At 68.9% G+C, this 25,189-nt stretch carries 20 protein-coding genes and 4 pseudogenes; 11 read left to right on the top strand and 13 right to left on the bottom strand.

Features of this window, described 5'->3' with window-relative positions; genetic code table 11:
* Nucleotides 1-132 precede the first annotated feature (132 nt).
* The 4 genes from ACFY5C_RS10260 to ACFY5C_RS10245 form a co-directional block, all read right to left on the bottom strand.
* Complete coding sequence (locus ACFY5C_RS10260) at nucleotides 133-1,032, bottom strand: alpha/beta fold hydrolase (protein WP_389442805.1); 900 nt, start codon at nucleotides 1,030-1,032, stop codon at nucleotides 133-135.
* Between the two features lie 7 nt (nucleotides 1,033-1,039).
* The gene (locus tag ACFY5C_RS10255) at nucleotides 1,040-1,309 is read right to left on the bottom strand and encodes a hypothetical protein (protein ID WP_389442803.1); all 270 of its coding nucleotides are present in this window, start codon (nucleotides 1,307-1,309) and stop codon (nucleotides 1,040-1,042) included.
* A gap of 207 nt (nucleotides 1,310-1,516) precedes the next feature.
* Nucleotides 1,517-2,980 carry an AMP-binding protein gene (locus ACFY5C_RS10250; protein ID WP_389442802.1) on the bottom strand — a complete coding sequence of 488 codons (1,464 nt, stop codon included), beginning with the start codon at nucleotides 2,978-2,980 and terminating at the stop codon, nucleotides 1,517-1,519.
* 215 nt (nucleotides 2,981-3,195) lie between these two features.
* Entirely contained in the window at nucleotides 3,196-4,290 is a 1,095-nt protein-coding gene (locus tag ACFY5C_RS10245; RefSeq protein WP_389442800.1) for an alpha/beta hydrolase family protein, read from the bottom strand.
* A 595-nt stretch (nucleotides 4,291-4,885) separates the two neighbouring features.
* On the opposite strand from ACFY5C_RS10245, the gene ACFY5C_RS10240 reads away from it, so the two are divergent.
* The gene (locus ACFY5C_RS10240) at nucleotides 4,886-6,262 is read left to right on the top strand and encodes an NAD(P)/FAD-dependent oxidoreductase (RefSeq protein WP_389442798.1); all 1,377 of its coding nucleotides are present in this window, start codon (nucleotides 4,886-4,888) and stop codon (nucleotides 6,260-6,262) included.
* Between the two features lie 666 nt (nucleotides 6,263-6,928).
* Nucleotides 6,929-7,054: pseudogene (locus ACFY5C_RS10235) on the top strand (NADPH-dependent F420 reductase); the annotation flags it as partial.
* A 164-nt stretch (nucleotides 7,055-7,218) separates the two neighbouring features.
* Here ACFY5C_RS10235 and ACFY5C_RS10230 read toward each other — a convergent pair.
* On the bottom strand, nucleotides 7,219-8,496 hold the full coding sequence (locus ACFY5C_RS10230; RefSeq protein ID WP_389442796.1) for a DUF3533 domain-containing protein: 1,278 nt from the start codon (nucleotides 8,494-8,496) through the stop codon (nucleotides 7,219-7,221).
* A gap of 696 nt (nucleotides 8,497-9,192) precedes the next feature.
* Here ACFY5C_RS10230 and ACFY5C_RS10225 point away from each other — a divergent pair.
* Both ACFY5C_RS10225 and ACFY5C_RS10220 read left to right on the top strand, forming a co-directional pair.
* On the top strand, nucleotides 9,193-10,242 hold the full coding sequence (locus ACFY5C_RS10225; protein WP_389442794.1) for a zinc-binding dehydrogenase: 1,050 nt from the start codon (nucleotides 9,193-9,195) through the stop codon (nucleotides 10,240-10,242).
* Nucleotides 10,243-10,256: 14 nt separating this feature from the next.
* A pseudogene (locus ACFY5C_RS10220) lies at nucleotides 10,257-10,619 on the top strand (transposase); the annotation flags it as partial.
* A 9-nt stretch (nucleotides 10,620-10,628) separates the two neighbouring features.
* Here ACFY5C_RS10220 and ACFY5C_RS10215 read toward each other — a convergent pair.
* The gene (locus ACFY5C_RS10215; protein WP_389442792.1) at nucleotides 10,629-11,897 is read right to left on the bottom strand and encodes a hypothetical protein; all 1,269 of its coding nucleotides are present in this window, start codon (nucleotides 11,895-11,897) and stop codon (nucleotides 10,629-10,631) included.
* A 359-nt stretch (nucleotides 11,898-12,256) separates the two neighbouring features.
* Between ACFY5C_RS10215 and ACFY5C_RS10210 the strand changes: the two genes are divergently transcribed.
* Nucleotides 12,257-13,162 carry an alpha/beta fold hydrolase gene (locus tag ACFY5C_RS10210; protein ID WP_389442790.1) on the top strand — a complete coding sequence of 302 codons (906 nt, stop codon included), beginning with the start codon at nucleotides 12,257-12,259 and terminating at the stop codon, nucleotides 13,160-13,162.
* 58 nt (nucleotides 13,163-13,220) lie between these two features.
* Here ACFY5C_RS10210 and ACFY5C_RS10205 read toward each other — a convergent pair whose 3' ends face one another.
* Nucleotides 13,221-13,772 (bottom strand): hypothetical protein, encoded by a 552-nt coding sequence (locus ACFY5C_RS10205; RefSeq protein WP_389442788.1) that lies wholly within the window; start codon nucleotides 13,770-13,772, stop codon nucleotides 13,221-13,223.
* 241 nt (nucleotides 13,773-14,013) lie between these two features.
* Between ACFY5C_RS10205 and ACFY5C_RS10200 the strand changes: the two genes are divergently transcribed.
* The 3 genes from ACFY5C_RS10200 (at nucleotide 14,014) to ACFY5C_RS10190 (ending at nucleotide 16,719) form a co-directional block, all read left to right on the top strand.
* On the top strand, nucleotides 14,014-14,913 hold the full coding sequence (locus ACFY5C_RS10200; protein ID WP_389442786.1) for an alpha/beta fold hydrolase: 900 nt from the start codon (nucleotides 14,014-14,016) through the stop codon (nucleotides 14,911-14,913).
* Nucleotides 14,914-15,071: 158 nt separating this feature from the next.
* The gene (locus ACFY5C_RS10195; protein ID WP_389442784.1) at nucleotides 15,072-15,797 is read left to right on the top strand and encodes a hypothetical protein; all 726 of its coding nucleotides are present in this window, start codon (nucleotides 15,072-15,074) and stop codon (nucleotides 15,795-15,797) included.
* 289 nt (nucleotides 15,798-16,086) lie between these two features.
* Nucleotides 16,087-16,719, top strand: a complete 633-nt coding sequence (locus tag ACFY5C_RS10190) for a LysE family transporter (protein WP_389443373.1) — start codon at nucleotides 16,087-16,089, stop codon at nucleotides 16,717-16,719.
* 1,219 nt (nucleotides 16,720-17,938) lie between these two features.
* Here the strand turns inward: ACFY5C_RS10190 and ACFY5C_RS10185 are convergent.
* Both ACFY5C_RS10185 and ACFY5C_RS10180 read right to left on the bottom strand, forming a co-directional pair.
* Complete coding sequence (locus ACFY5C_RS10185; RefSeq protein ID WP_389442782.1) at nucleotides 17,939-18,742, bottom strand: hypothetical protein; 804 nt, start codon at nucleotides 18,740-18,742, stop codon at nucleotides 17,939-17,941.
* Between the two features lie 85 nt (nucleotides 18,743-18,827).
* Nucleotides 18,828-18,932, bottom strand: a pseudogene (locus tag ACFY5C_RS10180) (winged helix-turn-helix domain-containing protein); the annotation flags it as partial.
* A gap of 473 nt (nucleotides 18,933-19,405) precedes the next feature.
* Between ACFY5C_RS10180 and ACFY5C_RS10175 the strand changes: the two are divergent.
* Nucleotides 19,406-19,734 (top strand): annotated as a pseudogene (locus tag ACFY5C_RS10175) (transporter); the annotation flags it as partial.
* 272 nt (nucleotides 19,735-20,006) lie between these two features.
* Here ACFY5C_RS10175 and ACFY5C_RS10170 read toward each other — a convergent pair.
* The gene (locus tag ACFY5C_RS10170; RefSeq protein ID WP_389442780.1) at nucleotides 20,007-20,270 is read right to left on the bottom strand and encodes a helix-turn-helix transcriptional regulator; all 264 of its coding nucleotides are present in this window, start codon (nucleotides 20,268-20,270) and stop codon (nucleotides 20,007-20,009) included.
* 165 nt (nucleotides 20,271-20,435) lie between these two features.
* Between ACFY5C_RS10170 and ACFY5C_RS10165 the strand changes: the two genes are divergently transcribed.
* Nucleotides 20,436-21,548: a catalase family protein gene (locus ACFY5C_RS10165; RefSeq protein ID WP_389442778.1), complete on the top strand. Its 1,113-nt coding sequence runs from the start codon at nucleotides 20,436-20,438 to the stop codon at nucleotides 21,546-21,548.
* Nucleotides 21,549-21,718: 170 nt separating this feature from the next.
* Here ACFY5C_RS10165 and ACFY5C_RS10160 read toward each other — a convergent pair whose 3' ends face one another.
* Nucleotides 21,719-22,036, bottom strand: coding sequence for a DUF1330 domain-containing protein (locus ACFY5C_RS10160; RefSeq protein WP_389442776.1), 318 nt, complete (start codon nucleotides 22,034-22,036; stop codon nucleotides 21,719-21,721).
* 137 nt (nucleotides 22,037-22,173) lie between these two features.
* On the opposite strand from ACFY5C_RS10160, the gene ACFY5C_RS10155 reads away from it, so the two are divergent.
* Nucleotides 22,174-23,118, top strand: a complete 945-nt coding sequence (locus ACFY5C_RS10155) for an AraC family transcriptional regulator (RefSeq protein ID WP_389442774.1) — start codon at nucleotides 22,174-22,176, stop codon at nucleotides 23,116-23,118.
* A gap of 209 nt (nucleotides 23,119-23,327) precedes the next feature.
* Here ACFY5C_RS10155 and ACFY5C_RS10150 read toward each other — a convergent pair whose 3' ends face one another.
* Complete coding sequence (locus ACFY5C_RS10150; protein ID WP_389442772.1) at nucleotides 23,328-24,104, bottom strand: calcium-binding protein; 777 nt, start codon at nucleotides 24,102-24,104, stop codon at nucleotides 23,328-23,330.
* A gap of 91 nt (nucleotides 24,105-24,195) precedes the next feature.
* On the bottom strand, nucleotides 24,196-24,969 hold the full coding sequence (locus ACFY5C_RS10145) for a calcium-binding protein (protein ID WP_389442770.1): 774 nt from the start codon (nucleotides 24,967-24,969) through the stop codon (nucleotides 24,196-24,198).
* Between the last annotated feature and the right edge of the window lie 220 nt (nucleotides 24,970-25,189).

Raw genomic sequence — 25,189 nt, 5'->3', positions numbered from 1 at the left:
CCCTTTTGCACTCCGGGCTCATCCAACGCCCGTGAATTGCATGCCGCATCCGTAGGAACACCGGTGGCGAGGGACGAGCGCCGGGTCCGCCCGTCAGGGGCGGCCCCGGCGTCCCGGACCGGCCCCGGCGATTCAGACCCCGCCGGTGAAGTCGGTCATCGCGGCGCGCAACCGCTCGATCACCGTGGCGTTCATTGCGACGTGACCGAAGCCGTCGATGAACACCCCTTGGGCTCCGGGGATGTTCTCGACCAGCGCCTCGCCATGCTCGACGGGTACGACCGGGTCGGCGACGCCGTGAATGACCAGGGTCGGTACATCAAGGGAGCCCAGCCGGGGCGCGAGATCTCCCTCGTGAGCCGTGGCGGAGATGGCCAGCGCGGTGGCATCCGGGTGAAACGGGTCGTTTGCGCGATCGAATTCCCGGGTCAGAACCCTTCGCAACTCCTCCAGGTCGTATTCGGTGGTCCCGACGGAGATGCTGAACAGCCGGAATTTGGCTTCGATGAACTCTTCGCGGGTGGTGGGCGGATTGGCCGCCAACTCGGCCAATCCCGCGGCATTCTGCTCCAGGAACCGCGGGTCCGGGAGGGGGGAGAAGTACAACGGGTCGCCGAGCAGGGCGGAAGGGTGGGCGGCCATCGCCGAGCTGGTCGAGAGCAGAGTCAGCGAGCGCAGCCGAGACCGGTGGTCCAGGGCCATCAGCATGCCGATGTACCCGCCCATGGAGATGCCGACGATGTGGGCGGATTCCACGCCGTAGGCGTCCAGAATCGCGAGGGCGTCACGGGCGAGATCGTGGCAGTCGTACGGGTCCTTCTCGAAGTCCACCAGGGTGGATTTGCCGGTATTGCGGTGGTCGTAGCGGATGACGTGTCGGCCGCTTGCCGCCAGGCCCTCACACAGGCTTTCCGGCCACTGGATCCCCTGTGCGACCCCTCCCATGATCAGCAACACGGCCGGATCGGCGGGGTTGCCGAAGTCCTCGGTCCACAGCTTCAGGTCACCGGCGTCAATGATCTTTTCGGACATGTGATGCTCACGCTCCTTGTGCATGGGTGCGGTGGTAAGTGACTGCCGGAGCATGCCCCTCGGCTGTGGGACTGCAGGTGCCTCGGCCGACGGCGAACGTCTGCCGGGCCGCGCCCCCGACGGTCTCCACGTCCATGGTCCGGGTGGTGCGCGGGGCGATGGCGAGCAATCGTTGCTCACCTTTCTCCGGCCGCCGGTGGAGGAACCGGCGGCCGCGCGCCTCGGGCGCCCGCCGGCGGTCGGGACGGATGGTGTAGCCGGGCCGTGCCGCGAGCATGGCCGGACCGGGTCTCCTCGCGGGGGAGGCCCGACCCGTCGACGTCGTCGTGCTCGTCTTGTGCCGCTACCCGCCCGGCGGTCCATGGTGCGGCGACGCGTCGCGGGCCGGCAGCGGCAGGCAGCTACTGCTCGGCCGGCCGGGCACCGCACGACGGCCGGACGGCCTCGGAGAGCTCGCCCTGGACGGTACGGCACACGGCAGGTGTCAGCGCGTGTTCAGACGCGCGATGGCCGCGTCGCGGATGGCGGCGCGGCGGGCCTTGCCGGCGTCGTCACGCAGCAGCTGGTCGGTGAACTCGATCGAACGGGGAATCTTGTAGCGGGCCAGACGCTCCTCGAGATGGGCGAGGAGTTCCTCCGCAGCGGTGCCGACGGGGGCCTGCACGACGGCGTGGACCCGCTGCCCGAGGTCGTCGTCGGGCAGACCGACGACGACACTGGAGAGCACTGCGGGGTGCTCGCTCAAGGCCGCCTCGACCTCGGCGGGGTAGACGTTGGCGCCACCTGAGACGATCAGGTCGGTGCGGCGGTCGCTGAGGTAGAGATAGCCGTCCTCGTCCATCCAGCCGAGGTCGCCCAGGGACTCCCAGTCGCCGTGCGAGCGGGCCTCGGCTCCGACGTACCGGTAGCGGGCGTGGTCCTGGGGGGAGCGCATGAATATCTCACCGACCACCCGCGGCGGGACCGGCATGCCGTCGGCGTCCAGGACGGTCATCTCGCCGACCATCGGACGGCCCACCGAGCCGCGGTGTCGCAGCCATTCGGTGCCGTTGAGCGCGGCGACCGCCTGGGACTCGGTGCCGGAGTACATCTCCCACAGCCGCTCAGGGCCGATCAGACCGATCCAGGCTTCCTTCACCCACTCCGGGCAGGCCGCCGCCGTGTGCAGCACCACTCGCAGGGAGGAGGGATCGAAGCGCTCGGGTTCTTCCTGCACCGCTCGCCAGATGCGCTGCATCATCGTGGGCACCACCATCATCCACCCCACGCGGTGGATGCGGATCGCGTCGATCGCCGCCGCGGTCTCGAAGCGGGGCAGCACCACCAGGTGGTGGCCCATGAACAGTCCCAGGCTGGAGAAGGAGAACGGCCCGTTGTGGTAGAGCGGGCCGCAGACCAGCTGGCACTCGTCCGGTTCCATCAGCAAGGAGCGGGCTTGGTCGAGGTCGATCTCACCGCTGTGGCCGTCGACGATGAGCTTGGGCCGCCCAGTACTGCCGCCCGAGGTCGGCGCCTTCCACGACGGGGAGATCCGGTCGGGCAGCGGGCCGTCGTCCAGATCTGCGGAGGGCTCGAAGCCGGCCGGAACGCTGGTGGTGCCGGGGTGGTCGGCGGGGTTCGGGACGCCGACGATCAGGGAGGAGCCGGCGAGTTCGACGATCGCCTGCCGCTCGCGGAGCGGCAGCCGCCAGGAGACCGGCTGCGGGACGGCGCCGAGTTTCCAGATGGCGACGGTGGCGAGGTAGAACTCGACCGAGTTCGGCAGCGCGATGGTGACGAAGTCTCCCTGCTCGACACCGAGCCGGGCGTAGGCGCGGGCGAGCCGGTTGCTCCGCCGCTCGAGCTGCTCTCGGCTGATGGTCTGGGCGCCGCAGGTCACGGCAGGGCGCTGCGGGTCCCGCGCGGCCAGTTCCCTGATGATCCGGCCGATGGGTTGCGTCTTGGGCATGGGACTTCCTTCGCTGCTCTACAGGTCTTGGGTTACGGGTTCGGAGCAGACCGTGTCTCGCCCGCGTGCCGTCCGGATGGGTGCCACGCCCGGCATCCGCGGCACTTCGGCGGTGTCGCCCCGTCAACCGCGGGACCGTCGAGGCCGTAGCCCCGGAAGGTGCTGTACCTCGCCTGGGGGTGGCGTCGGCCGGCGCCCCCCAGGTACGCCGCTCGCTATCCGGTGGACACCGTCTCCAGACCGATGCCGCGGTCGGTGAACGACCCGGGCACGTCCTTGTCGAGATAGGCACGGGCCGCGGCGCTGCCCTTCAAGTGGGTGTCCATGTGTGCCAGGCACAGGGCTTTGAGGGTGTCGGTGGCGTGCCGGTTCGGGCAGAGTGCGGAGAACGGGATGGAGGCCAGCGCGGCAAGGTCGGCACCGGCGTTCTGGATGAGGCCGCTCTCCCACATCGGGCGGACCTGCTCGTACAGCTCTTCGCCGTTTTCCGCCCAGTGGAAGTGGCTGGCGCGGGACAACACGGCGAACCTCTTGGGCGGTTGCAGCCTGTCGTAGAGTTCCCGCAGGTCCGACAGGACGACAAGGGAGTCGCACTCGCCGGCGATCACAAAGGTGGGTACGGGCCGCCCCCAGTCGAGTCGCAGCAGGGACGTCTGCATCGCCGTCTGCGGGAAGGGGCCGTGGGTGCCGTAGCTCGGGGCAGCGACCAGGGAGGCCTTCAGCCGCCTGTCGAGGGCGTTGGTGGTGAGTGTGGTCCAGCCGCCCAGGGAGACCCCGTACATGCCGATCCGCTCGGGATCGATCAGGGCCGCCAGCTCGGCGTCGGCGCCGGACAGCAGATGGTCGAGGGTGAACAACACGTCGAGTGGCCGGTGGACGCAGATCTCCTCGTCCGGCAGCCGGCGGGGCGGCGCGCCGGTGTCTGCCGCCAGCGCGTCACCGATCAGGTCGGCCTGGGTGTCACCGCTGTGGTCCGGTGCGGCGACGACGTAGCCGTGGCTCGCCAGGTGGGTCGCGGCGAAGGCACCGTCCCGCCGGTGGGACGCCGCGGCGTGCGAGGTGAGCAGCAGGGGGAAGGTGCCGACGGCGGGGGCGGCGTCGCGTACCGCGTGCTGCACGGCCTCGGGCAGGCCGGGCGCGGAAGTGAAGTGATCGGCAGTGGCGGGGTCGAGGTCCTGGCCGAGGAAGCGGGCGTCGGCCGGGTACCAGATCTCGATGGTGAGAGGGCGACTCTCGCGCGTCTCGTCCGAAAGCTCCAGGGTGCGGACACCCACGGGGGAGCTGCCACGCGCGAACGGGCGGTATGACATGTTCGATCCTGATGAGTGGGTGAGTGCAACCGTAAATAGAGTCCGGTTACCTGCGTATCTCGCCGGGCGGGTGGTAAGCGGGCCTTTGGCCGGGCGCCCGTCTCTCACATGCTCCGCCACGCGGCCGGCCCTCAGGTGAGTAGTCGATGCTTATCCCGTTGCTGCCCTCCTGCCGGTGGTCCCCTGTGGCTCACAGGGGAGAAGTAGGTAGTGGCTTGCGTTCACCTTCTGCACCGACGGCGCCGCCGTCACCCTGGGCCGCGCGGTAGGCGTCCCCCATCAAAGGGCCGCAGCCCGGTGAATCGCATCCGTAGGGCCACTGGTCGGTCACGGCTGGCGCAGGGTCCGGTGCACGGGCCGACGGCCGAGGGGACCGGTTCTGCCATCTTCACGATGAGCGGGACCTCGGGGAGCCCGCAGGGGTCCACGAATCTCCGGTCTCCGCCCAGGACCGCCACCGCATACGGTGGGGAAGGAGGCGCGGCCCGGAGAGTACCGGTTGCTCTCGGACCAGCCGGCCTGCAGGTGACAGGGTGGTTCGGAGTGTTCAGAAGTTCCGCCAAGGGAGTCCTGCTCCGGGCCGGAGGGTCGTGACATGGAACGTACTCGGATCGTCATCGTGGGCGGCGGCTTCGCCGGAGTGGAGTGTGCGCGGCGGCTGACACGTCGGCTGGACAGCGCGGAAGCGGACATCACGCTCGTCACCCCGGCCGGGTACTCGCTTTACCTCCCGCTCCTGCCGCAGGTGGCCGCGGGCATGCTCACGCCCCAGTCGGTCGCCGTGTCCCTGCGCCGTGTGCTCCGCGGGACCCAGGTGCTCCCGGGCGGAGCCATCGGGATCGACACCAAGGCAAAGAACTGTGTCGTCAGGATGACCACCGGCGAGATCGTCGACGTTCCGTACGACTACCTGGTTCTCACCCCTGGCAGTGTCACCCGCACGTTCGACATCCCCGGCCTGGAGGACCACGCCCGGGGGATGAAGACGCTGGCGGAGGCGGCGTACCTGCGTGATCACATGATCACGCAGCTCGACCTGGCTGCGCACAGCCTCGACGCCGAGGAGCGGGCCGCACGGTTGCGCTTCGTCGTCGTCGGTGGCGGATACGCCGGAACCGAGACTGCGGCCTCCCTGCAACGCCTGACCGCCGCAGCGTGCCGGCGCTACCCCCGCCTGGACCCCTCCCAGGTCAAGTGGCACCTCGTCGACATCGCTCCCAAGTTGATGCCGGAGCTCGGGGACGACCTCGGCTTCAAGGCACTGACGATGCTCCGGCGCAGGGGCATCGAGGTCTCCCTGGGAGTGTCGGTGGCGGAGGTCACGGCGGAATCGGTCACGTTCACCGATGGGCGCAAGCTGCCGTGCCACACCCTCATCTGGACGGCGGGTGTGGCGGCCAGCCCCCTCATCAGTACGTTCGAGGCGGAGAAGGTGCGGGGCCGGCTGGCCGTCACCCCCACGCTCGAAGTGCCCGGCGCGCCCGGGGTCTTCGCGGTCGGTGACGCCGCGGCGGTGCCGGATTTGGCGTCGGGCGAGGGCGCCATCTGCCCCCCGACCGCCCAGCACGCCACTCGCCAGGGCAAGGCGGTCGCCGACAACGTCATCGCCGCGATGCGCGACGGAAGCCTCCGCCCGTACCGCCACCGTGACCTCGGCCTCGTGGTGGACCTCGGTGGTACGGACGCCGTATCGAAGCCCCTGGGCATCGAACTGGCGGGCCTGCCGGCGCAGGCGGTGGCCCGTGGCTACCACATCTCGGCCCTCCGCACCAACGTGGCGAAGGTCCGGGTGTTGACCAACTGGACGCTGCATGCCATCGCCGGTGACGACTTCGTGCGGATCGGGTTCTTCGCGCAACGGCCCGCCAACCTCCGGGCCTTCGAGTACACGGACGCCTACCAGACGCCTGAAGAGGTGCGCGAGCGTACGAATCGTAGCTCCGTGGTCGGAGGTCCGTTCGGCTTCCGGTGAGGGGTGCCGGCACGCCCGGCTCTCCGCTCGGCAGCCGGGCCGTTCACGACGGACGGCCGTACCACGGGGTGGGCCCGGGGGCGAGGGCATACGCCAGGCGCAATCGACCGGCGGCATGCATGAACTCATTGGATGTACCGGCGTTCCGTACGGGCATCAGGGCCGTGCGGGCGTGCCTCGTGGCCTTGCGCGTCCTGCCCGCCGCAAGGAACAGTGCTGCCAGATCGTGGTGCACCCGACCTGAGCCGGGCGTCCCGCTCGGTCACGGCCAGGATGAGTGCGGCCCGCAGCTCCACCTCACTCGAATCCAGACACCCCGCGTCGCTCGTCGACTGCGCGCGAAGCGCAATGCTTACCTGAGCCGCGTCTCCGCCGCGGCATACCGGCAGGTCTCCCGCAAACAGGCGGCGACGGACTGCAGTTGCCTCACATGGAGGAGGTCGCACCGTTCCACCGTCCTGTACCGGCGCGTCAGGGAGACAGACCAGCAGGAAGCGGCTGTTGTTCTCGGCGCACCGGCGACCAGGGCCGTGGCCTCGCCTACCGCCTGGCCCGCGCCGAGCAGAAGGTGATTCATCGGTTCGCGGGCCGCCGAGCGCGCCGAGGCCGCCGCCCTGAGCTCGGCTGGGGCGTCGACGGCGCCGACAACGCCGAGTGGCCCACATGCCGGGCCTGCGGGGCGTGTCGGCGGTCCGGCTGCGGGGCGCCCACCAGGTGGATCTCGTCGCCGACCTCATCTCGGTCAACCGCCGCTACAAAGCCCACGCCGGACTGAGCGTGACCGACGTCTGACCGCCGCCGAATTCCGGACAGTGATAGGGCGGGTTCCTGGCCGGAGCCCGGCGTCTTTCCCCCTCCCGGAGGGCGGGAGAGGGCCCCTCCCGGCAGGCTTGCGGCTTCGTCAGAAAACACCGATCAGGAATGCGTTCAGCGGGCCCGGGCCGACGGTTCCTGCATCACGACGCGGGCGGAGTGGTCTCCAGCAGTGCGAGTCTGCTGCCTCTCCGGTCGTAGAAGCGGGCAATGGCCCATCCCGACGCCAGCGTCAGCGGCAGGACGAGTCCGAGGGTCGTCCAGGCGGAGGCCAGCCCCGCCTCCCCCCGCGCGTCGAAGAAGAGGATCGACCTCACCCCGCCGATGAGGTGTCCGGCGGGTTCGAAGCCGGACAGGAGGCGGTAGAAGTCGGGCAGCGCCTCTTTTGGGACCGTCCCGCCGGAGGACGGCAGAGACAGGGCGATGAACACGAACGTCCCCAACAGCGAGCCCAGTGATCCGAACGCGGTGAACAGGGCCTGTTGCGCGACTCCCACGGCCGCGATGGCGACCGTCGCGAAGCCCCACATGAGCCACGCGTGCGGGGTGTCCACGTCCAACACATGACAGGCGAGCACCAGCATCGCAGCGGCCAGCGGGGCGAACCCGGCGGAGATGGCGCTCTTGACGAGGAACGTACGCGTCCGGGAGATGGCGACCGGCGCCCTCCGGGTGAGGAAGGGGCCCGACTCGCCGAAGGCGTGACCCAGCGACGTGTCGACCGACGTGTTGATGATCGTCGCGCCCAGATAGCCGGCGAGCAGGATGAGGAGGGTGCAGTAGAACGCCGACAGTCCCATGCCCGACCGGGCCGGCAGCGGATCGTGGGGCATCGACGTCACCTGCACCGGATCGGCGAGCAACTGGACGACGGCCGGTGCCCGGGAGCCGCTCGGGGCGGAGGCGAGAAGCTGCGCACCGAGTTGCTGCGAGACCTGTGCGAGGACGGGTTGAAGGCCTGACGTGGCTAGGGAGACGCCGAGAGTCCCCGCGCGCGGACTGGTCCGCAGGGTAATTCCCGGGCGCTCTCCGGCCGGGTCGGCCGGCTTGGTCAGACCATCGAGCCGTTCGGTGAAGTCGGGCGGGATGACGACGGCGGCGTACAGCTTCCCGGACGCGAGCGCCTTGTCGGCATCGGTCCGCGACATCGGCTCCACGTCCAGGCGACCGTCCGCCCGCGTGGTCGCCACCACCCTGCCAGCCACGGTGTCGCCCGCGGCCGGCCCGCCGGGCCGCCCGGTGTCCTCGTTGACCACCGCGACTGGCAGCCCCCGCAGATCGGCCGCGGGATTGACGATGCCGCCCAGGTAGGCCAAGGACAGAAGGAAGATCACCACACCGGCGATGGCGGAAGTCCCACCCCAGAGAGCCGGTTTGCGGAGGAACACAAGTCCGTCGGGCGCGGGAGAAGGGTGGGGCATGGGTGTTTCCTGCCAGTCGGAGTTCGCCTGGGCCGGTGTGTGCACGGCTCGACGGGCGGTACCAGCGCGCGGAGCAGTCGGCAAAGGGCGTGGTGGCCGCCACTTTACGGCGGTGCGTCCCCGGTGGCCCGAGTAATCACTGCTCGGGAGCTGGTGCGCATCCGGTCAGCGGCGTCACCGCAGAGCGCTCTCGGCCTGCCATTCCGGCCAGTTGACGTTCCACGCGCCCGGTCCGTTGTCGGGGGCCACGGGGCCGCGGCCCTCTTTAATTGCTCCCGGGGAGTGGACACCCGGGTTCATGCGACGAGTGACAGCGTACGTGTGGTGATCAGTTGTTGTTTCAACTCGGCGCGGGTGCGAGGGGGCCGAGCGCCGTGGCTCGAGCCGACCCGCCCATGCCGCGGCGAATGCCGTGCCGGTGGCAGACGTCGGCGAAGGCGGCCGCGCTGTACTGGGCGCCCCTGTCGGTGTGGAAAACAGCGGCGGCTTGAGATCTCCCCAACCGGCCGCAGGCCCCACCGGCCTCTCCCAGGACGGTCGGGTGGTCGGAGATATGCGGTGCCTCCGGAGCGCGCGCGGAGTCCTTCCGCGACATCTTGGGGTGATCCAGAAGAATGCAGGGGGAGTCCCTAATGCCGTGCCGCTGCGGGAGAGGTGTCCTTGAGTGCAGATACTCACCACGAAAGGAACGAATCCATGGACACCATGCTTGCCGGACGCCTGCACCTGATGGAGAAGGAGTTCCGGGTCGAGGAAGTCCCGGTACCCGTTCCCGGGCCTGGGGAAGTGCTCGTGCAAGTCAAGGCGGCTGGAGTGTGCTTGTCCGACCTGCACCTCATCGACGGCAGCATCAGCCCGCAGTACGCCACGGCCGACACCGTCACCCTCGGGCACGAGGTCGCCGGGGTCGTCCACAGCCTTGGGCCACACGTCGCCGGTGACTGGACGCCTGGCAAGCGTGTGCTGCTGCTGGCCGGTCAGCGGTGCGGCCTGTGTGAGAGCTGTGTCACTCACCGCCCCCCGTGCGTACAGCCGCGTACCCGTGGCGTGGACTACGACGGCGGGTGGGCCCAGTTCACCGTCGCTCGCGAGGAGACGCTCGTAGCGATCCCCGACAGCCTGCCGTTCGACCAGGCATCGATCATTCCCGATGCCGTGTCCACCTCCTACGCCGCGTTGGTCGCCACAGCAGACGTCCGTCCCGCGCAGGCCGTGGGGATCTGGGGGGTCGGGGGGCTCGGCGCCCATGCGGTGCGGATCGCCCGAGTGGTCGGTGCGGCCCCCGTCATCGCGATCGATCCGCTTCCCAGGGCCAGAGAGCGGGCACTGAGCTTCGGTGCCGATCTGGCCCTGGACCCCGCCGACCCGCGCTTCGCGGACAGCATCGCCCAGGCCACCTCAGGCCGAGGACTGGACGCTGCTTTCGACTTTGCCGGCGCGCCGGTCGTCCGGGAACAGGCCATCGCCGGCCTGGCGCGGGGAGGCTCCCTGGTGCTCGTCGGACTCACTCCCCACCCGCTGTCGGTCGCGGACGGCACCGCGTTCAGCCTGCTGGGACACCGGATCTGCGGTCACTACGGATCAACTCCGGAACATATCGTCCAGTTGGTCAGGCTGGCTTCCACCGGCCGACTCGACCTCGGGCCCTCGGTCAGTGCGCTCATACCGCTGTCGGAGGCGGCGAGCGCGGTGGAGCGCCTGGCGAACAAGATTGGCGACCCGATCCGTCTCGTTCTGACTCCGTGATGGGACGTGGAGTGCTTCTCGAACGGATCCGTGTCCCTCGCCACGGCCTGGGCCGACCACGCTGTCGACCCGACCATGTCATCGCGGACAAGGCCTACAGCTCCCGCGGCTTCCGCGCCTACCTGCGCAAGCGCGGCATCGCGCACACCATCCCGGAGAAGAACGACCAGCGACGGCACCGGCACAATCGCGGTCACCGCGGCAGCAGGCCGCCTGGGTTCGACCGGGAGATCTACCGCCGACGCAACATCATCGAGCGCTGCTTCAACCGGCTCAAAGGCTTCCGCGGCATCGCCACCAGATACGAGAAGACCGCCACCTCCTACGAAGCGGCGGTCACACTCGCGTCGTTCCTGCTCCGGGCAAGATCCGTTTGAAGACGGACCCTAGTCGGCGTGAAGTGCCGTGTCGTCGAGGAGGAAGTTCGTCCGGTACGACGAGTTCAGCGCGGTGCGGAAGTTGATGGACACCTCACTGCTGGTCAGAGGAAGCGCCGAGAGGTCATAGGTGAACTGCGCATAGCCGTTGTTGGCCGACAGGTTGGTGAGCCGACCGAGCTCGTGCACGGTTCCGTTCTTCTCGATGACCTGGATCCTCATCGTGTCTACGGGACCGTTGCCCACCGGTTCCGAGGTGGTCACCCGGGCCCAGAAGCTGAGACGCGCCGCACTCCCGGTCGGGATCGTCACCGGGACGTGCCGGGTCTCGGTGAGGTACGGCTGCGCCGGCAGCGGGTCGTTCTGCCACGGCATCTGGATGAAGTTGGTACCGGTGTGGGCGAGGGCGGCGTTGCCCTTCAGGGACGACGTCGTCCAGTCCGTCGCACCGGACTCGAAGCCGGGGTTGCCCAGCAGCTGGGCGACGCTCGTGTCGTCCTGGGTGACTCTGCCGACGGCGAGGGGCTGCTCCTCGGTGGTACGGACGGTGTTGTCCGTCGGGCTCCAGCGGTGTCCGACGATGGTGCCGGTGCTGTCGGCGACCAGCACGATGTACCCGGTCCCGGCGCCTCCCTTCCCCGCGGCTCGGGTATCGGGGTACTGGGTGTCCGTGCCGTGTCGGCTGCTGGTGCTGTCGACGACCGGGAAGACGTACTCGGTCGTGCCCGGGTCCGTGTCGGTGTTGTCCTCGCCGGCCGAAGAGCCGGTCGCGATCATCACGTGCCCTGACGGGCTGGTCGACGCGGTCGGGTCGTAGTCGACCGCGATGATGTCCCCGGCCCGGATGGCGGCGACATCGGTGACGCGGTCGAAGTTCTGCGTGGAGTCCTTGGCGATGGCCTTCTGGTACTGCTCGGCGTAAGGGCTCGTCGAGCCGAAGTTCTGTCTGAAGTAGGTGTCGGTCGCCCATGGATAAGCGTGCTTCAGCACCTGGGTGACGAACGGTGCGCACTGGGTGTGAGCCCTGTACGTAGTGCCTTCGCCCGGCGTGCCCCACTTCACCTCACCGGCGGTCGAGTACGAGTTGTACGTGTCCTGGCCGCCGTCCCAGCCGATGGAGTTGAGGTTGCCGGCCAACTCCAGCGCTGAGGCGAGGTGGTTGGTGGGGTGGTTGGTGGCGGCGTGGGCCTGGGCTGCCGGCTCGGCCAGTGTCATGGCGAACGAAACCCCGACGAGAGCGACCGTGCTGAGAAGCCCTCCGCCCTTTCTCATGGTCATGGTACGCACCTTCTTTGTTCCTCCGGCTTGTCGTGCGAGCGGGCGCTCTGGACTCATTGGGGGGAGGCGGACTACGCGCCGAGAGAATCCGTCCCGGGGTGTGTCAGCGTCTGCACGTGGATGAGGCGGAGCGCCGGACGCCCGACTCTCGCAGCCTTCGAATCGCGGTCACAGGAGTACCTCGTACTCCCTCCGGCCGCGTCGTCGGCCCGGCACGGTGCGTACCCGTGTACCCGTGCCCTGTGTCGAACCCGGACTCCGCCGGTCGCCGTGGAGGCGAGTAGCGACTACTCAGTTCCCATCGGAGCGACGGTGTGACGGTTGTTCAGGGTTGTTGGCCTTCGTCAGGGAGTGAATGCATGAGTGAGCGTTTCGTCAAAGCCGGTGAACTGGAATTGTGGACGGAGAGTTTCGGTGACCCGGACGATCCCACCGCCTTGTTGATCGTCGGCGCGGACGCCCAGGGAATCGGCTGGCCGGACAGTCTCTGCCATGGGCTCGCGGACAACGGGCGCCACGTCATCCGCTATGACCACCGCAACACCGGCAGGTCGTCGCTGGTGGACTTCGACGAGCACCCGTACGACTTCGGCGACCTGGCCAGGGACGCCGTCGCGGTACTCGACGGGTACGGTGTGGCCGCCGCCCATGTGGTGGGCATCTCCATGGGTGGCATCGTCAGCCAGGTCCTCGCCCTCGACCACGCCGACCGCGTTCTTTCCCTGACGCTCATGTCCACGAGCTCGGCACTCACCGGCGTTCTGGCGGCCATGGCCGGCCAGCCGTCCAACTTCACGCCGCCGCCTCACCACGGCTACCTGGAGAACCTGGCGCGACTGTCGGCCGAGGTGGAGCAGCACCCGCCCACGACCCGGGAAGAGGTCATCGACGTCAGGCTGCGGGCCTACGTCCTGGCAGCGGGCAGCAGCACCACGGAGACGGAGGTGGCGGACTGCCGGCGTACTCTCGCCGCGGAATTCGACCGCGCCGGGGACCCGTTGCGGCCGGACATCAGCCCGCGGATCTTCCTCAATTCCGCTTCCCTGGGCGACCTTGCACCGCGGCTCAGCACGCTCGACGTGCCCGCCCTGGTGGTCCACGGCGTGGAGGACCCCCTGATCCCCGTCGAGCACGGTCAGGCCCTCGCGCGCGCCATCCCCGGAGCGGTGTTCGTGGGTGTACAGGGCGCCGGGCACACCTGCGTTCCCCCCTCCGGCATCGATCAGTGGACGGAGGCGATCCTCGACATCTCGTCACGGGTGTGACGAGCGTTCGACGAGGGGGTCCGCCGGTCGTGACGCGCCGATCGGCGGACCCTGCCGCCTACTGCGGCGTGCGCGTCACCTTGAGGTCATAGGCGAACGACGGCTCACAGGACAGCGGGGTGGTCTCACCCAGCACCGTGATGCTCACCGACGTGCTGAGCTGCTGCCTGGTGCCGTGCGCGACGACGACCCAGGACGGTTCTCTGGTGATGTCATGGACCCGCTCCGGTTCTCCGGAGGCCGCGTAGGTGCCCTGGATCACGGCCCGACCCGCCGGGCCACCGTCCGCACCGTGCTTCTCGATGGGCAGTTCGGCGGAGACCGAGCCGTTGTCGAAGAGGAGCGGAGGAGTCGAGCCGCCGCCGTACTCCCCGTCCGGCCCCTCGACGATCACGCTGACGAAGGAGCCGTACAACGAGTTGTCGTACAGGTCCACCGTGACCGACCTGTCACCGGCCCGGCCTGTGCAGAACAGGACGTGTCCCTTCTCGTCCGCGGTCACCGCCTCGCCGGCCGCCGTTCCTGACGTCGCGTGTGCCGCTCCGGGAAGGCAGGTGGCCATGACGACGGCGCCGGCCAGAAAGGCCGTACGCATCAAACGCTTTCTCACGTGTTTCTCCCGTGTGGAGTTGTGCTGTCGAACCGTTTGATATGCCCTGAAGCACGGGTCGCACGTAGGTAATCGGTACTCCAGGCGATCTGCGTGCCCCGTCAAGTCGCCTGGTGGGAACGGGGAGTAGCGGCTACTCCGGTGTACGCCGGGGCGTGGTGGAAGCATCGTGCACGCCCTCCTGCGGTGTCCGGAGAGTCCGCCACCGATCCAGGGCCGACCTCTGCGAAGGGATGCTGCAATGACAGAGAAGCCGGTGCCGAGCGGTGACTTGGAACTGTGGACCGAGGCGTTCGGCGATCCGTCCGATCCGGTGCTGTTGCTGATCATCGGGGCGGACTCCCAGTGTCTGGGCTGGCCCGACAGCATGTGCGAGGGCCTGGCCGCCGGCGGCCGATACGTGATCCGGTACGACCACCGCAACAGCGGTAAGTCCTCCCTGGTGGACTTCGAGAAAGAGCCCTACGACTGCGCCGATCTGGCTCGGGACGCCGTGGCTGTCCTCGACGCCTACGGTGTCGGCCGCGCGCACGTCGCCGGTGCGTCCATGGGCGGGTTCATCGGGCAGTTGCTCGCCCTGGACCACCGAGAGCGGGTGCGCAGCCTGACGCTCATCTCGACGAGCTCGGCCCTCGGCGGCGTGATCCGCGGGCTGTCCGGTGAGGACACCTACTTCTCCCCGCCGCCGCACGCGGACTACCTCGCAGAGGTCCACCGGCTGCAGACGCGGCTCGCGCAGTCACCGCCCTCCACCCGTGAGGAGGCAATCGAGGCCCGGGTGCAGTCGTACCTCCTCCTGCGCGGCTCCCTCCACTACGACGAGGACGCCTGCCGGCGCACGCTGACAAGGGAGTACGACCGGGCGCGTGTCCCGGGGCACACCGACACCAGCCCACTGGCCGTGGGTGCCTCGTTCCCCATCGGAGACCTGGGTCCGCGCCTGCGCGACCTGGACGTCCCCACCCTGGTGCTGCACGGCACCGACGACCCGATCGTCCCCGTCGAACACGGACGCGCGCTCGCCGACTGCATACCGGGCGCGGACTACATCGAGCTGGAGGGCTACGGCCACGCCGCCCCCGACGACGCCGTCATCGAGACGTGGAGTGCCGTCATACTGCGCCACACGCGGCACGCCTGAAACCTGGAAGAAGGCGCGGAAGCGGCGGTAGGAGGTGCACACGGGTCGAGGTGAAACGCATGACGAGAGCGAAGTACGCATTACTCTCGCCCCTCGATCAAGATCGGGAAAGTGTGCTGGTGCATCACTTGTGACACCGACGATCGGGAGAAATGCTGATGACTCTGTTGCGTAGCCGGTCCGGCAGGCGAGGGCGCCGGATGCTGGTCGGCCTGACGGGTGCCGTGCTGACGGCCGTGCTCGTCCCGTCGCTGACCCACGCGGCCGACGCGGAGCGTCCGGGGAAGCGCGAGGAGGCCGCGGGGCAGCACGGCCGGGCCGGGGGCTGGGTGGAGGAGTCGTTCTTCGCCGAGGTCCCGCAGGACGGCGTCTTCGAGACCCACCGCGGTGATCTGCCGCTCGCGGCCTTCCCCGAAGGGATCGCGAAGTTCACCGAGCCCCGGTTGCACAATGCGTTCTCCCTCGGCGCCAAGGTCCGGGACAGGAACGGCACGGTGGTGGGCTTCGCCACCGAGATCGAGGAAGTCCTCCCGGAGACCGACTTCGAGGCGGGCAAGCTCCTGACGCACACCGTGTGGACCCTGTTCTTCCCGGGCAGGGGCACCATCGTCCTCGATCAGATCGAGGACTCCTCCGAGGTCGCCTCCAAGGTCTTCAAGCCCGCTTTCGACAGCGGCAAGCCGTGGGTCGGCACCCTCGACGCCGTGACGACGGCGGGCCCCCGGGCAGACGGCAAGGGAGTGATCATCGGAGGCACCGGCGAGTTCGCCGGCATCCGCGGCACGGGGGTAGAGGCTGCCGGCCTCCGACGCTTCGACCCCGCGACCGGGTCCCTCGAGGGGACCTTCGAGCTGCGTTTCCGTTACCACCGCACTGGCAGGTAGCGTTTCCGGCCCCCCCGCGAAAGCTCATACAGCCTGTGCCGCTTACGAAGCATCTCGTGCGCGGCACAGGCGTTGCTGCGCCCACGCGGGGGTGCGGTGCTACCCGGTCGCCGACGCCCGCGCGAACGCGGAAGGGGTGAGCAGTACTTACTCTCCTAGTGAGGGGTGCGACGGGCCACAGTCTCCCCATGAACAGTCTCTCTGCCTTCCTGTCGCCCAGCCCCGCCGCACGACGGGCCATGCTGCAGCGACAGCCTTGCGTCCCGTGGGGGCCGAGCTTCGTCCGCACATGACGGCGGCCCTGGTCGCGGGGCTCGTGGCCGGCTATGGCATCGCCATCCCGGTCGGGGCCGTCGCGACATATCTGGTGGCACTCACCGCGCGTACGTCGCTCAGGATCGGGGCCTGTGCGGCACTCGGGGTCGCCACGGCCGACGGGATCTACGCCCTGGCTGCCGTGGCCGGGGGCGCGGCCCTCACCGGCGTTCTGCAGCCCGTCCTGGCTCCGCTTCGGTGGGCCTCGGCGCTCGTGCTCCTCGCACTGGCGGCTCGGAGCGGCGCGGCCGCCGTCGGCGAGTACCGGAAGCGCCGGACGGCCACTCGTGGCGATCGGATGCCGGTGAGCGCCCTGCGGGCGTATCTGGGCCTCATCGGCATCACCATCCTCAACCCCTCCACCATGATCTACTTCACGGCGCTGGTGCTCGGGAGCAGCACAGCGGTGCGTCCGGGGCCCGCGCATCAAGCGGTCTTCGTTCTCGCCGCCTTCGCCGCGTCCGCCAGCTGGCAGCTGATGCTGGCCGGCAGCGGGGCGTTGCTCGGCCGGGTCCTGACAGGCAGGCGGGGACGACTCGTCACCGCCTTGGCCTCGAGCGCTCTGATCACCGCTCTGGCCATCCGCCTGCTCGTGTCCGCGCCGTGAGAGCCCGTTCTCGGCGTACGCACCCCTCGACCTGGGCGACGGTCCTCGGCCGGGGCGCATGGTGCCGCCGCCGGAGACCTTTCCGGCGTACGGGAGGTGCAGGAGCGCCTCCGCGGCAGCCGCGCGACGACGAGCCCCGGCGCCGACTGGTCCGCCGTAAAGGCGACTCCGAGCGGTACGCCGATCCCGGCACCGCCCACACCGCGACCCTGAGCCGTGGGTCGCCCCGAGGCGTGTGGAACCCCTTCCCCCGCCACCACGGGAGATGGTTGGGTGCGCCGAGGCAGTGAAGGGTGCTTGGCCCGACGTGGCTCTCTGCGCACCACCAGCCGTTCCAACCCGACTGTCTCGCAATGAAGTTGGAGCCCCTCAGTGGGTGGTTGTGTGCAAGCGCGGAGGAGGTCATGGCCGCGGGCAACGAGCCGGTGGCGGGTCGCGTGCCGGACCTCGACGAGGATCCCTCCATCGCACCCTTCATTGTCTCGGGATCGTCCGGTCCTGTCTGACGGGCTGGCCCACCACAGGCTGCGGAAGCAGCCAGCCGGAGCCGTCTGGTGGTGGCTTGCAGTGCTCCCATCGCGACTCCCCACGGGGCGGGTGAGACCGGAGCACCCCCGGCTTCACCTGGCGCTCTCCGAGCCGATGTGGCGAGTAGCGAAGCGGTGCCGCCCTCTGCGGCGATCCCGAAGGCGAGTGCGGAAGCGCGGCGGTGGGCCGGGTCGGAGAGGCAGGCAGGTCAGCCCGCCCGCCACGGCCTCGGCCACCCCATCGGCGAGCCCGTCCGCGTACGCCAGCGCCTGGGCCTCATCCTGCGATGCTGCCCGAGCCCAGTCCCGGATCAGCCCCTGCGGGCATCCCGGCACCGGCCGGTGCTCGAGACCGCACCCGCCGACGAGTGCGGCGAAAGATGGGTGAGCGGCCACGGCGACCTGATGGCTCGCCGCCGACCCAGTCCCGTGTGGACCCGACGTCACCCCGTGAACCGGCGGTGATGATCAGCATCCGTATGAAGCGCTTCTCCTCGGCGAAATGCCGCCCGGAACCTGTCGCCGGCCACGGCAGTCGCCCAGGCCACCCGAAGCCCTGGGAGCCGAATGCCCGGCTCCCGCCTCCGGCATGCAGACACGGCCGGCCGGTCATGCAGTCGCCGAAGTTGGCGACGCGGCAGTCTGCATCAGCGGCACGGCACGTTTTCCCGTGCGAAAACGGCGGACCTCCTTCACTCGGCGGAACCAGCAGTCCAACCACGCACCGAATGGACGTGAGCTGTCTTCGGATAGGAGGCAGCGCTGGCTGAACGGCGGGAGACCTCGAAGAGGTCGATCATCAGGAACAGCGGGTAGCGGGGAAACGGCGGCATGTGTTTCACGACAACACCCTCGCAGCCGATGAGAGTGCCTGAAGGCCCCCAGATCGCAGTCCAGGTGTGCGGCTTCGATGCGTCCACAGGAACAACGACTTCGGTCATATCGGTGGTCAATCGCGCGTCGGAATGCGCCTTCACCCCACATCGCGCACGGCTGTGGCTGTCGCCGACACCGTCGGCGTCGATCTCGAAGATGCAGATCTCGCCGGTGTCCTTCGCGGACAGATGCTCGGTTCCTACGAGCCACGCCGCGAGCATGCACCCCTCGTCCACGCTCGCGCTGACCGTCACGTCCACGCGCCCGGCGGAGGGCGCCCACAGCATGCGCTCAGGGGTCTGCGTGCGGACGACCAGTCCGTCCGGACGATGCCGGTGTGTTCCCCGCTCAGAACCCATCGGGCCGGAAAACATCCCGGTCTGCAGGTTGGACACGCGAAGTGGAGCGTCCTCCTCCCGCCAGTCCGGCTGGTCAGCATCGATGCGCAGCCGCAGCCCGCCATGGTCGAAGTCGTAGCGCGCCCGGGAACGCTCGGGCGACGTCCAGTGCGGCAGGTAGTGATCGACCCAGATATCTGCTCTGAGCGTCGCAGCCGTGAAGTCGTCCTCGAGATCCGGCTTCCGGGCCGGGGCCTGAGGCAGAGGCGAGTTTGTCGTCATCGGGCCATTCTGTCCCCTCGCAATGCCTGGTAACGCGACCTGTTCTCAGCATGCGGTGGGGCTCTGAGACCGGGCGGGCGGGACACTGGCAGGACCAGCCGTGCCGGTGCAGCAGCCGCCACACCGCCGCCACAGAGCAGTCGACGTGGAACGTCCACGCGATCAGCGCTCTGATCCGGCCAAGGTCCACCGCTGGTCCTCCCAGCCGTGCTCAGCGGGACCGAGCGCCAGCTCCTTCTCCAACTCGGTGAACGCGCCTTCCGACAGCTTGGGCAGTTTCGGCGGCCCGGTGGAGGCGAGGGCGTCTGCTCACCCGCCTCATACCGCATCCGCTCACGCAACCGCCGCGCTCCACGGTCAGTCCGCCACCCTGCGCGTACCGCATACCACCGGCCTACCGCAGGGATCAGCACACGTCACCCGACAACACTCCGAGGAGATGAGCACCAGTTTGTGCTGCAGGGCAGGAGAAATCCCGCTGAAAGCCCCTGTGCTATCCACCTGGCCCCTGACCGCTCGAACGTGGAATACAGGGATTCCTCGAACCGCCTGCCTGGTGGTTCCTGCGCAGCTTCGTATGTGATCTTCACAATTCCGAAGGCTGTCGACGAAATAATCCGGGTCCGGCTCGACTTTGATGATCACTCCGAAGAGGAGGGGGAGGTGTCGGCCCTGAAGCTGTTCCACACAACGGCAATTGGCGTGACCGAGTGGTGCCGCGACTAGCTGAGGTCGGGGCGGATGTGCAGGGCCTCGTCGAGGCACACATGGAGACCCTGCTGGGTGTGAATTTCCTGGCGAGCGAGTACAGCACGGGGCCAGTTCACGGAGGCCGGATCGACTCGCTCGGCCTCGATGAGGACGGGTCCCCGGTTATCGTCGAGTACAAGCGGGGCGTCGATTCAGGCGTCATCAACCAGGGCCTGTTCTACCTGAGCTGGCTGATGGACCACCGGGCGGAGTTCGAGCGCCTGGTCCGCAACCGGCTCGGAGATCCGCCGCCGCCCAGCGCAAAGCGCCCGTCGCCCCGGCCCACGGTCAGGTCGTTCATCGCCGGGGAGCCGATGAAGTAGCCGACGTAGGTGGAGGAGGGCGCCTCGAGAGCTGCTCAGGGGTGCCTTGCTGCACGGCGCGGCACCAACGCCTACCGCTACGCCGGCAGCCCCGTGACCCTGCGACTCATCCGTGAACGATGCCTGGTCTGCGAGGTCGCCGACGCCAGCCACACCTGACCCCAACTGCATTGCGCCCGCACCACCGACGATCAGGGCGGGAGCGTCCTGGCCTGCAGCGTCGGCCAGAGGTCGAGGCGCGCCGGATCTGCGCGCTCGCGGTGGCCGGCCGCTTGGACGTTCCGACACTCTTCGGCCGGCCAGGCGGTGGGGCTCAGCCCGGTGTACTGCCTGAAGTCGCGCACGAGGTGGGAGTGGTTGTAGGAGCCGCACTCGGCGGCCACCCGTGCCAGGTGCGGGGCGCAGCCCACGGCGACGGCCCCGGCGACGGCACCGCGCGCGTTCTGGAACCGCATCGGCCGGGCGGCCTGTTGGGGCTGAGGCCGGTCTCGGCCCGGAACAGGGTGGGGCAGACGGTTGCCCGAAGCAACGTGTGATACATCACAAGCAGTTACGTTGTGCACAATTGAATTGCTGGCTAGGGTCTGGAGTCGACAGCATCGTCACAGGGAGGCAGCACCATGGATCCCGTCCGCTACGAGGATTACCGCCCCGTCGAACGTCCGACTTACCAGCAGGAGTTGGAGGCAGTGGTCGCACAGGTGGCGCAGCGCACCGACGGCTCCGTCGAGCGCGAGGCCGTCGGCCGCGCCGTCCGGACCGCCCACGGAAAGACCTACGGCCTCCTCAAGGCAATCGTTACGGTCAGTGACAACCGGGGCTTCCACGGGCAGGGCATCTTCGCCCGGCCCACCGTGTACGACGCCGTGGTCCGCTACTCCAACGGTCTGGGCCACCAACGTCCCGACCACCAGCTGGGCGCGGCGTGCGGGATGGGCATCAAGCTGTTCGGGGTCCCCGGCCCCTCACTGCTGGCCGACGAACAGGACACCGGTACCTTCGACCTCAACCTGATCAACAACGAGGTCTTCTTCGCGAACACCGCCTACGACTACATGGTCATCGAGGAGTTGTTCGCCGAGCTGCCCGAGGCACTGGTGAATCCCGCCCGCCGCAAGACCTGGATGGCGGAGTTCCTCACCCGCCGGGGCACGCTCACCGATCCCGACGGCTGGCTGTGGGACGAACTGTTCGCCATGCTCTCGTTCACCACCGTCCCGCGCCGGAACCTGCTGTCGTACACCTACAACAGCATGGGCGCCTTCCGGTACGGCGACCACATCGCCAAGATCCGCACCGCGCCGACGGCCGAGTCCCTGGCGGACCTCACACACCAGATCGTGGACGTGCGCGCGGACAACGAGGCGTTCCGTCGCACTCTGGTCGCCGAGGTGGCCGAGCGAGATCACTCCTTCGAGCTCCAAGTGCAGCTCAACACTGATCTGGCCCGGATGCCGGTGGACAACACCTCCGTCAAATGGCCCGAGGAGCTGGCGCCGTGGGTGACGGTCGCCCGGGTGGACCTCCCGCGCCAGGACATCGGCGGGGACGACAATCTCGTGGCCGCCGACGCCACGTCGATCACACCGTGGCGCTCACGCGAGGAGCACCGGCCCATCGGCGAGATCCAGCGGGTGCGGCAGGAGGTCTACCGGCGCTCGTCCATCGAACGGCACCGCATCAACGGACAAGAGCGGCGTGAACCGGCCGGCAGCGCGGAACTGCTCGGCTGAGCCGCCTCGGCCGGAGATCACAAGCCGCGGTCGCGCGGCGCAGCGCCTGTGCCGAACGCGAGCGGCCGCAGGACGAGACGGCCGTCCAACGCCGCGTGTCTCGCCGTCCTCGTGGATGCGCAAGCGTCGTTACGGATGCGCGGCCCGCAGCGCGTCGTTCGACGGTGCGATCAGGACTGCGGCCGGTCCTGCCAGGGCAAGTCGGGGCTCTCTCCCGCGACGACCTTCACCGAGGAGTACTTGCGGCGCAGTTCCTTCAGAGGCTGGTACTCCGGCGAGTCCCAGAACTCCTGCAGCGCGGCCTTGGACGCGAACTCGTGGATGACCAGGGTGGCGGGCTCCCAGTCTCCTTCCAGGACGACGGCGTTGTCGTCGATCAGCAGGTTGCGAGCGCCGGCCTGCTCGATGAGCGGAGTCACACCGTCGATGTACTGCTGGAATCCGCTGGGATCGGAAACATCAAGGTCTATGACGACGTATGCGGGCATGATCGATACTCCTGCGGGTCGAGGTCGGGATCTGTCGGTCTCGACGATACGAAGACCCAACTGGCCTTTCCCATGCGTGTGATGGGCCAGAACATGCGTCATCGTCCCGATCCGGGGCGGACCGGTAGTGTCGCCCCGTGGACGTTGTCAGTGATGTGATCGCCACGATGAGGGTCGGCCGTGCCAAGTTCACCCACTCCCGCCGTGTCGGCGAGTGGGGCAACCGGTTTGGTCCCTACCCGGGGGCGGGATTCCACATCGTGCTGCACGGCAGTTGCTGGCTCCTGCCGCCCGACGGCGAGGCGTTGCTGCTGACCGCAGGCGATGTGGTCTTCCTGCCGCACGGGGCCATGCACGGCGTCAGCAGTGATCCCAACCAGGCTCCGGCCCTCCTGCCCCCGGAGGCGGACCTGGAACGCAGGGACGTCGTCGCAAGTGACCCGGGGGCAGGACCCGGCACGGGCGGGGCCGTGTTGCTGTGCGGTGCGTACCGGCTCGATCGGGGGCAGGTGCACCCCTTCCTGCGTGCACTGCCCGAGGTGATCCACATCCCCGCGGGGCCGGGCCGCCACCCGGCGCTGCGGGCCGCTGTCGATCTGCTCGGCGCGGACGTGCGGGAACCAAGGCCGGGAGCGGACGCCGCCCTGCCTGCCCTGCTGGATCTGCTGCTGGTCTACGTCCTGCGTGCGTGGCTGGATGAGGAGACCTCTCGCAGCCCCTCCGCCGGCTGGTGCGCCGCGTTGACCGATCCGGCGATCGCCGCTGCGCTCAACCACATTCACCGCCACACGGCGCATCCGTGGACAGTGCAGGAACTCGCCCATCGCGTCGGCATGTCGAGGACGGCCTTCGCGAGGCGGTTCACCCACTTGGTGGGACAGGCCCCCATGGCGTATGTGACCTGGTGGCGGCTGAGCACCGCGGCTCGGATCCTCCGCGATGGAGACGATCCACTCGCAGCGGTGGCCCAACAGGTCGGATACACCTCCGAATTCGCCTTCGCCAACGCCTTCAAGCGCGCTTTCGGCGTCGCTCCCGGACGGTTCAGGCGCGCACAACACGCGCCACAACCGGTGCAGTAGGCACGTAGGGGGCCACCTGCGGCAGGCGTCGAGCGCGGTCTCGCCAAGGGCCCCGCCACGTCGGCATCGCCGACCGGGATTCGTTCACCACCTGCTGTCATGGTGCCGCCGGACAGCCGATACGGCTGCCCGGCGACGCCTCCGACCCGATCAGTCCCTCCGGAATGCTGCACGAGCGCGTGACGGTCAAGCGGTTCGGGAAGTCCCGATCAGGGGCAGTTGATGGCCGTGTCGCCGGTGTCGCGATTGCAGGTGTCGAAGCCCAGGCCGCCGTCGAGGCTGTCGTTGGCGATCATGCTGTCCACGGCGTTGAGGGTGTCGTTGCCCTCGCTGCCGATGTGCGTGTCGTTGCCCCGGCCCCCGGTGAGGGTGTCGTTGCCCTGGTCACCCCCGAGGGTGTCGTTGCCGTCGTCGCCGTTGAGGGTGTCGTTGCCGGCGTTGCCGTTGATGGTGTCGTTACCGGCCAGCCCGGAGATCGTGTCGTTGCCGGGGCCGCCGTTGATGGTGTCGTTGCCCGGTGTCGCCCGCAGGCCGGTGGCGGCCGGGTCGTCGCCGACGAGCCGGTCCGCCCGGGGGCCGCCGCTGAGCTGGTCGTCACCCGCACCGCCGAACACCGTTCCGACGGCCTCCAGGTTCGGGGAGATGGTGACGCTGTCATCGGCGTCGTCGGCGTTGACCCGTATCGACGTGACGGGCAGCGGACACTCTGCCGTGTGCGTCCCCGTCGACTGACACGGGGCGACGGCGGCCACGGTGTCGCCCGCGTCCGTCACCACGACAACGTTGCCCTGACGCCGGATGGTGATGTCGTTCGCCATACCCTGGTCGGCCGTGACGACCAAGGTGTCGCCCACCTCCTGCACGACCGTGGTGCCGGCCAGGCTTCCGCCGGGGGCCGCACCGGGCGTGGCGGAGGCGGCGGTCAGCGGGGCGCAGGTGAGTGCGCCGATCGCTACCACCGTGGTGCAGATGCTTCGTGTTCTCATCGGTGCCCGCCTTTCGTGTTGTCTCGCCGTGTACGGACCGTGCACGGATCTCGCCGTGTACGGGTGCTGGCGTGCTGCGCGCTCGTGCTGGTCAGGGGCATCCGCTGACGTCGTCGCCCAAGTCGGCGCGGCAGTCGTCCACATCAGCGCCGCCTTCGACATAGTCGTTGCCGCTGACGTTGTCCACGGCGTCGATGGTGTCCCGGCCGTTGCCGCCCTCGGCGTAGTCGTTGCCGGCGCCGGCGACGATGTGCTCGTTGCCGCTGCCGCCGTAGATCACGTCGTTGCCGGCACCGCCGTCCACGATGTCCGAGCCACCGCGTCCCTCGACGGAGTCATTGCCGGAGCCGCCGAAGATCCTGTCCGCCTCGGCCGCCCCGGTCAGCGTGTCGTTGCCGGCACCGCCGGAGAGGAAGTCGGATCCCTCGTCGCCTTCGAGCGTGTCGTTGGCGGATCCGCCGTAGAGGTTGTCGTTGCCGGCGCCGCCGATGAGAGTGACGCCGAGTGCCGCCAGAGAGGAGGTGACGTTGTCGTCCTGGTCGCCGGCGTTGACCACGAGTTCGGTGGTGTCGGCGGCCCTGCAGGCGACTTCGGTCGTGCTGATGGCGTAGCAGTCGCCGGACGGTGCGACCGTGTCTCCGGTGTCTCTGATCCTGATGGTGCCGCCTGACTGCCAGACACTGATCGTGTTGCCCCGTCCGACTCCGGCGGTGACCGTGATGGTGGTGCCGGTCTTGTTCACCAGCGTCGTGGCGAGAATGTGTGGCGTCGGAACGTCGGCCGCGCGGGCCAGGCCCGTGAGGCACAGAGCGAAACCGCACACCGTGGCCAGAAGTGCCCCGGTGCGGCGATAAGTTCTCTTCATGACCTGCTCCTGACAATAGGAACTCGAATTTCCATCTCGCGGCGGTGCGCATTGCTCTCCGGCCGTGACGGCCGGTGTTCGTCAAAGGACCGCGTCTTTTTGCGTAGATCACCGGATCAACCGGATGAGACAGGTATGACGGATCCGGCGGGTGGTCCGCCGGGCGCAGCCAGGACCCATGGACAGTCCTCGCTCGTCGAGCGACCCCTCCCATCCCGCC

Origin of the sequence: Streptomyces sp. NPDC012935 (assembly GCF_042900345.1) — a bacterium.
GTDB lineage: Bacteria > Actinomycetota > Actinomycetes > Streptomycetales > Streptomycetaceae > Streptomyces.
Note: the sequence above shows the minus strand (reverse complement) of the source record. Positions and strands in the feature narration are given on the sequence as shown.

Coding starts and splice junctions, on each gene's coding strand:
- ACFY5C_RS10260 (WP_389442805.1), bottom strand. CDS start 1,032: ATGTCCGAAAAGATCATTGACGCCGGTGACCTGAAGCTGTGGACCGAG.
- ACFY5C_RS10255 (WP_389442803.1), bottom strand. CDS start 1,309: ATGCTCGCGGCACGGCCCGGCTACACCATCCGTCCCGACCGCCGGCGG.
- ACFY5C_RS10250 (WP_389442802.1), bottom strand. CDS start 2,980: ATGCCCAAGACGCAACCCATCGGCCGGATCATCAGGGAACTGGCCGCG.
- ACFY5C_RS10245 (WP_389442800.1), bottom strand. CDS start 4,290: ATGTCATACCGCCCGTTCGCGCGTGGCAGCTCCCCCGTGGGTGTCCGC.
- ACFY5C_RS10240 (WP_389442798.1), top strand. CDS start 4,886: ATGGAACGTACTCGGATCGTCATCGTGGGCGGCGGCTTCGCCGGAGTG.
- ACFY5C_RS10230 (WP_389442796.1), bottom strand. CDS start 8,496: ATGCCCCACCCTTCTCCCGCGCCCGACGGACTTGTGTTCCTCCGCAAA.
- ACFY5C_RS10225 (WP_389442794.1), top strand. CDS start 9,193: ATGGACACCATGCTTGCCGGACGCCTGCACCTGATGGAGAAGGAGTTC.
- ACFY5C_RS10215 (WP_389442792.1), bottom strand. CDS start 11,897: ATGACCATGAGAAAGGGCGGAGGGCTTCTCAGCACGGTCGCTCTCGTC.
- ACFY5C_RS10210 (WP_389442790.1), top strand. CDS start 12,257: ATGAGTGAGCGTTTCGTCAAAGCCGGTGAACTGGAATTGTGGACGGAG.
- ACFY5C_RS10200 (WP_389442786.1), top strand. CDS start 14,014: ATGACAGAGAAGCCGGTGCCGAGCGGTGACTTGGAACTGTGGACCGAG.
- ACFY5C_RS10195 (WP_389442784.1), top strand. CDS start 15,072: ATGACTCTGTTGCGTAGCCGGTCCGGCAGGCGAGGGCGCCGGATGCTG.
- ACFY5C_RS10190 (WP_389443373.1), top strand. CDS start 16,087: ATGACGGCGGCCCTGGTCGCGGGGCTCGTGGCCGGCTATGGCATCGCC.
- ACFY5C_RS10185 (WP_389442782.1), bottom strand. CDS start 18,742: ATGACGACAAACTCGCCTCTGCCTCAGGCCCCGGCCCGGAAGCCGGAT.
- ACFY5C_RS10170 (WP_389442780.1), bottom strand. CDS start 20,270: ATGCGGTTCCAGAACGCGCGCGGTGCCGTCGCCGGGGCCGTCGCCGTG.
- ACFY5C_RS10165 (WP_389442778.1), top strand. CDS start 20,436: ATGGATCCCGTCCGCTACGAGGATTACCGCCCCGTCGAACGTCCGACT.
- ACFY5C_RS10160 (WP_389442776.1), bottom strand. CDS start 22,036: ATGCCCGCATACGTCGTCATAGACCTTGATGTTTCCGATCCCAGCGGA.
- ACFY5C_RS10150 (WP_389442772.1), bottom strand. CDS start 24,104: ATGAGAACACGAAGCATCTGCACCACGGTGGTAGCGATCGGCGCACTC.
- ACFY5C_RS10145 (WP_389442770.1), bottom strand. CDS start 24,969: ATGAAGAGAACTTATCGCCGCACCGGGGCACTTCTGGCCACGGTGTGC.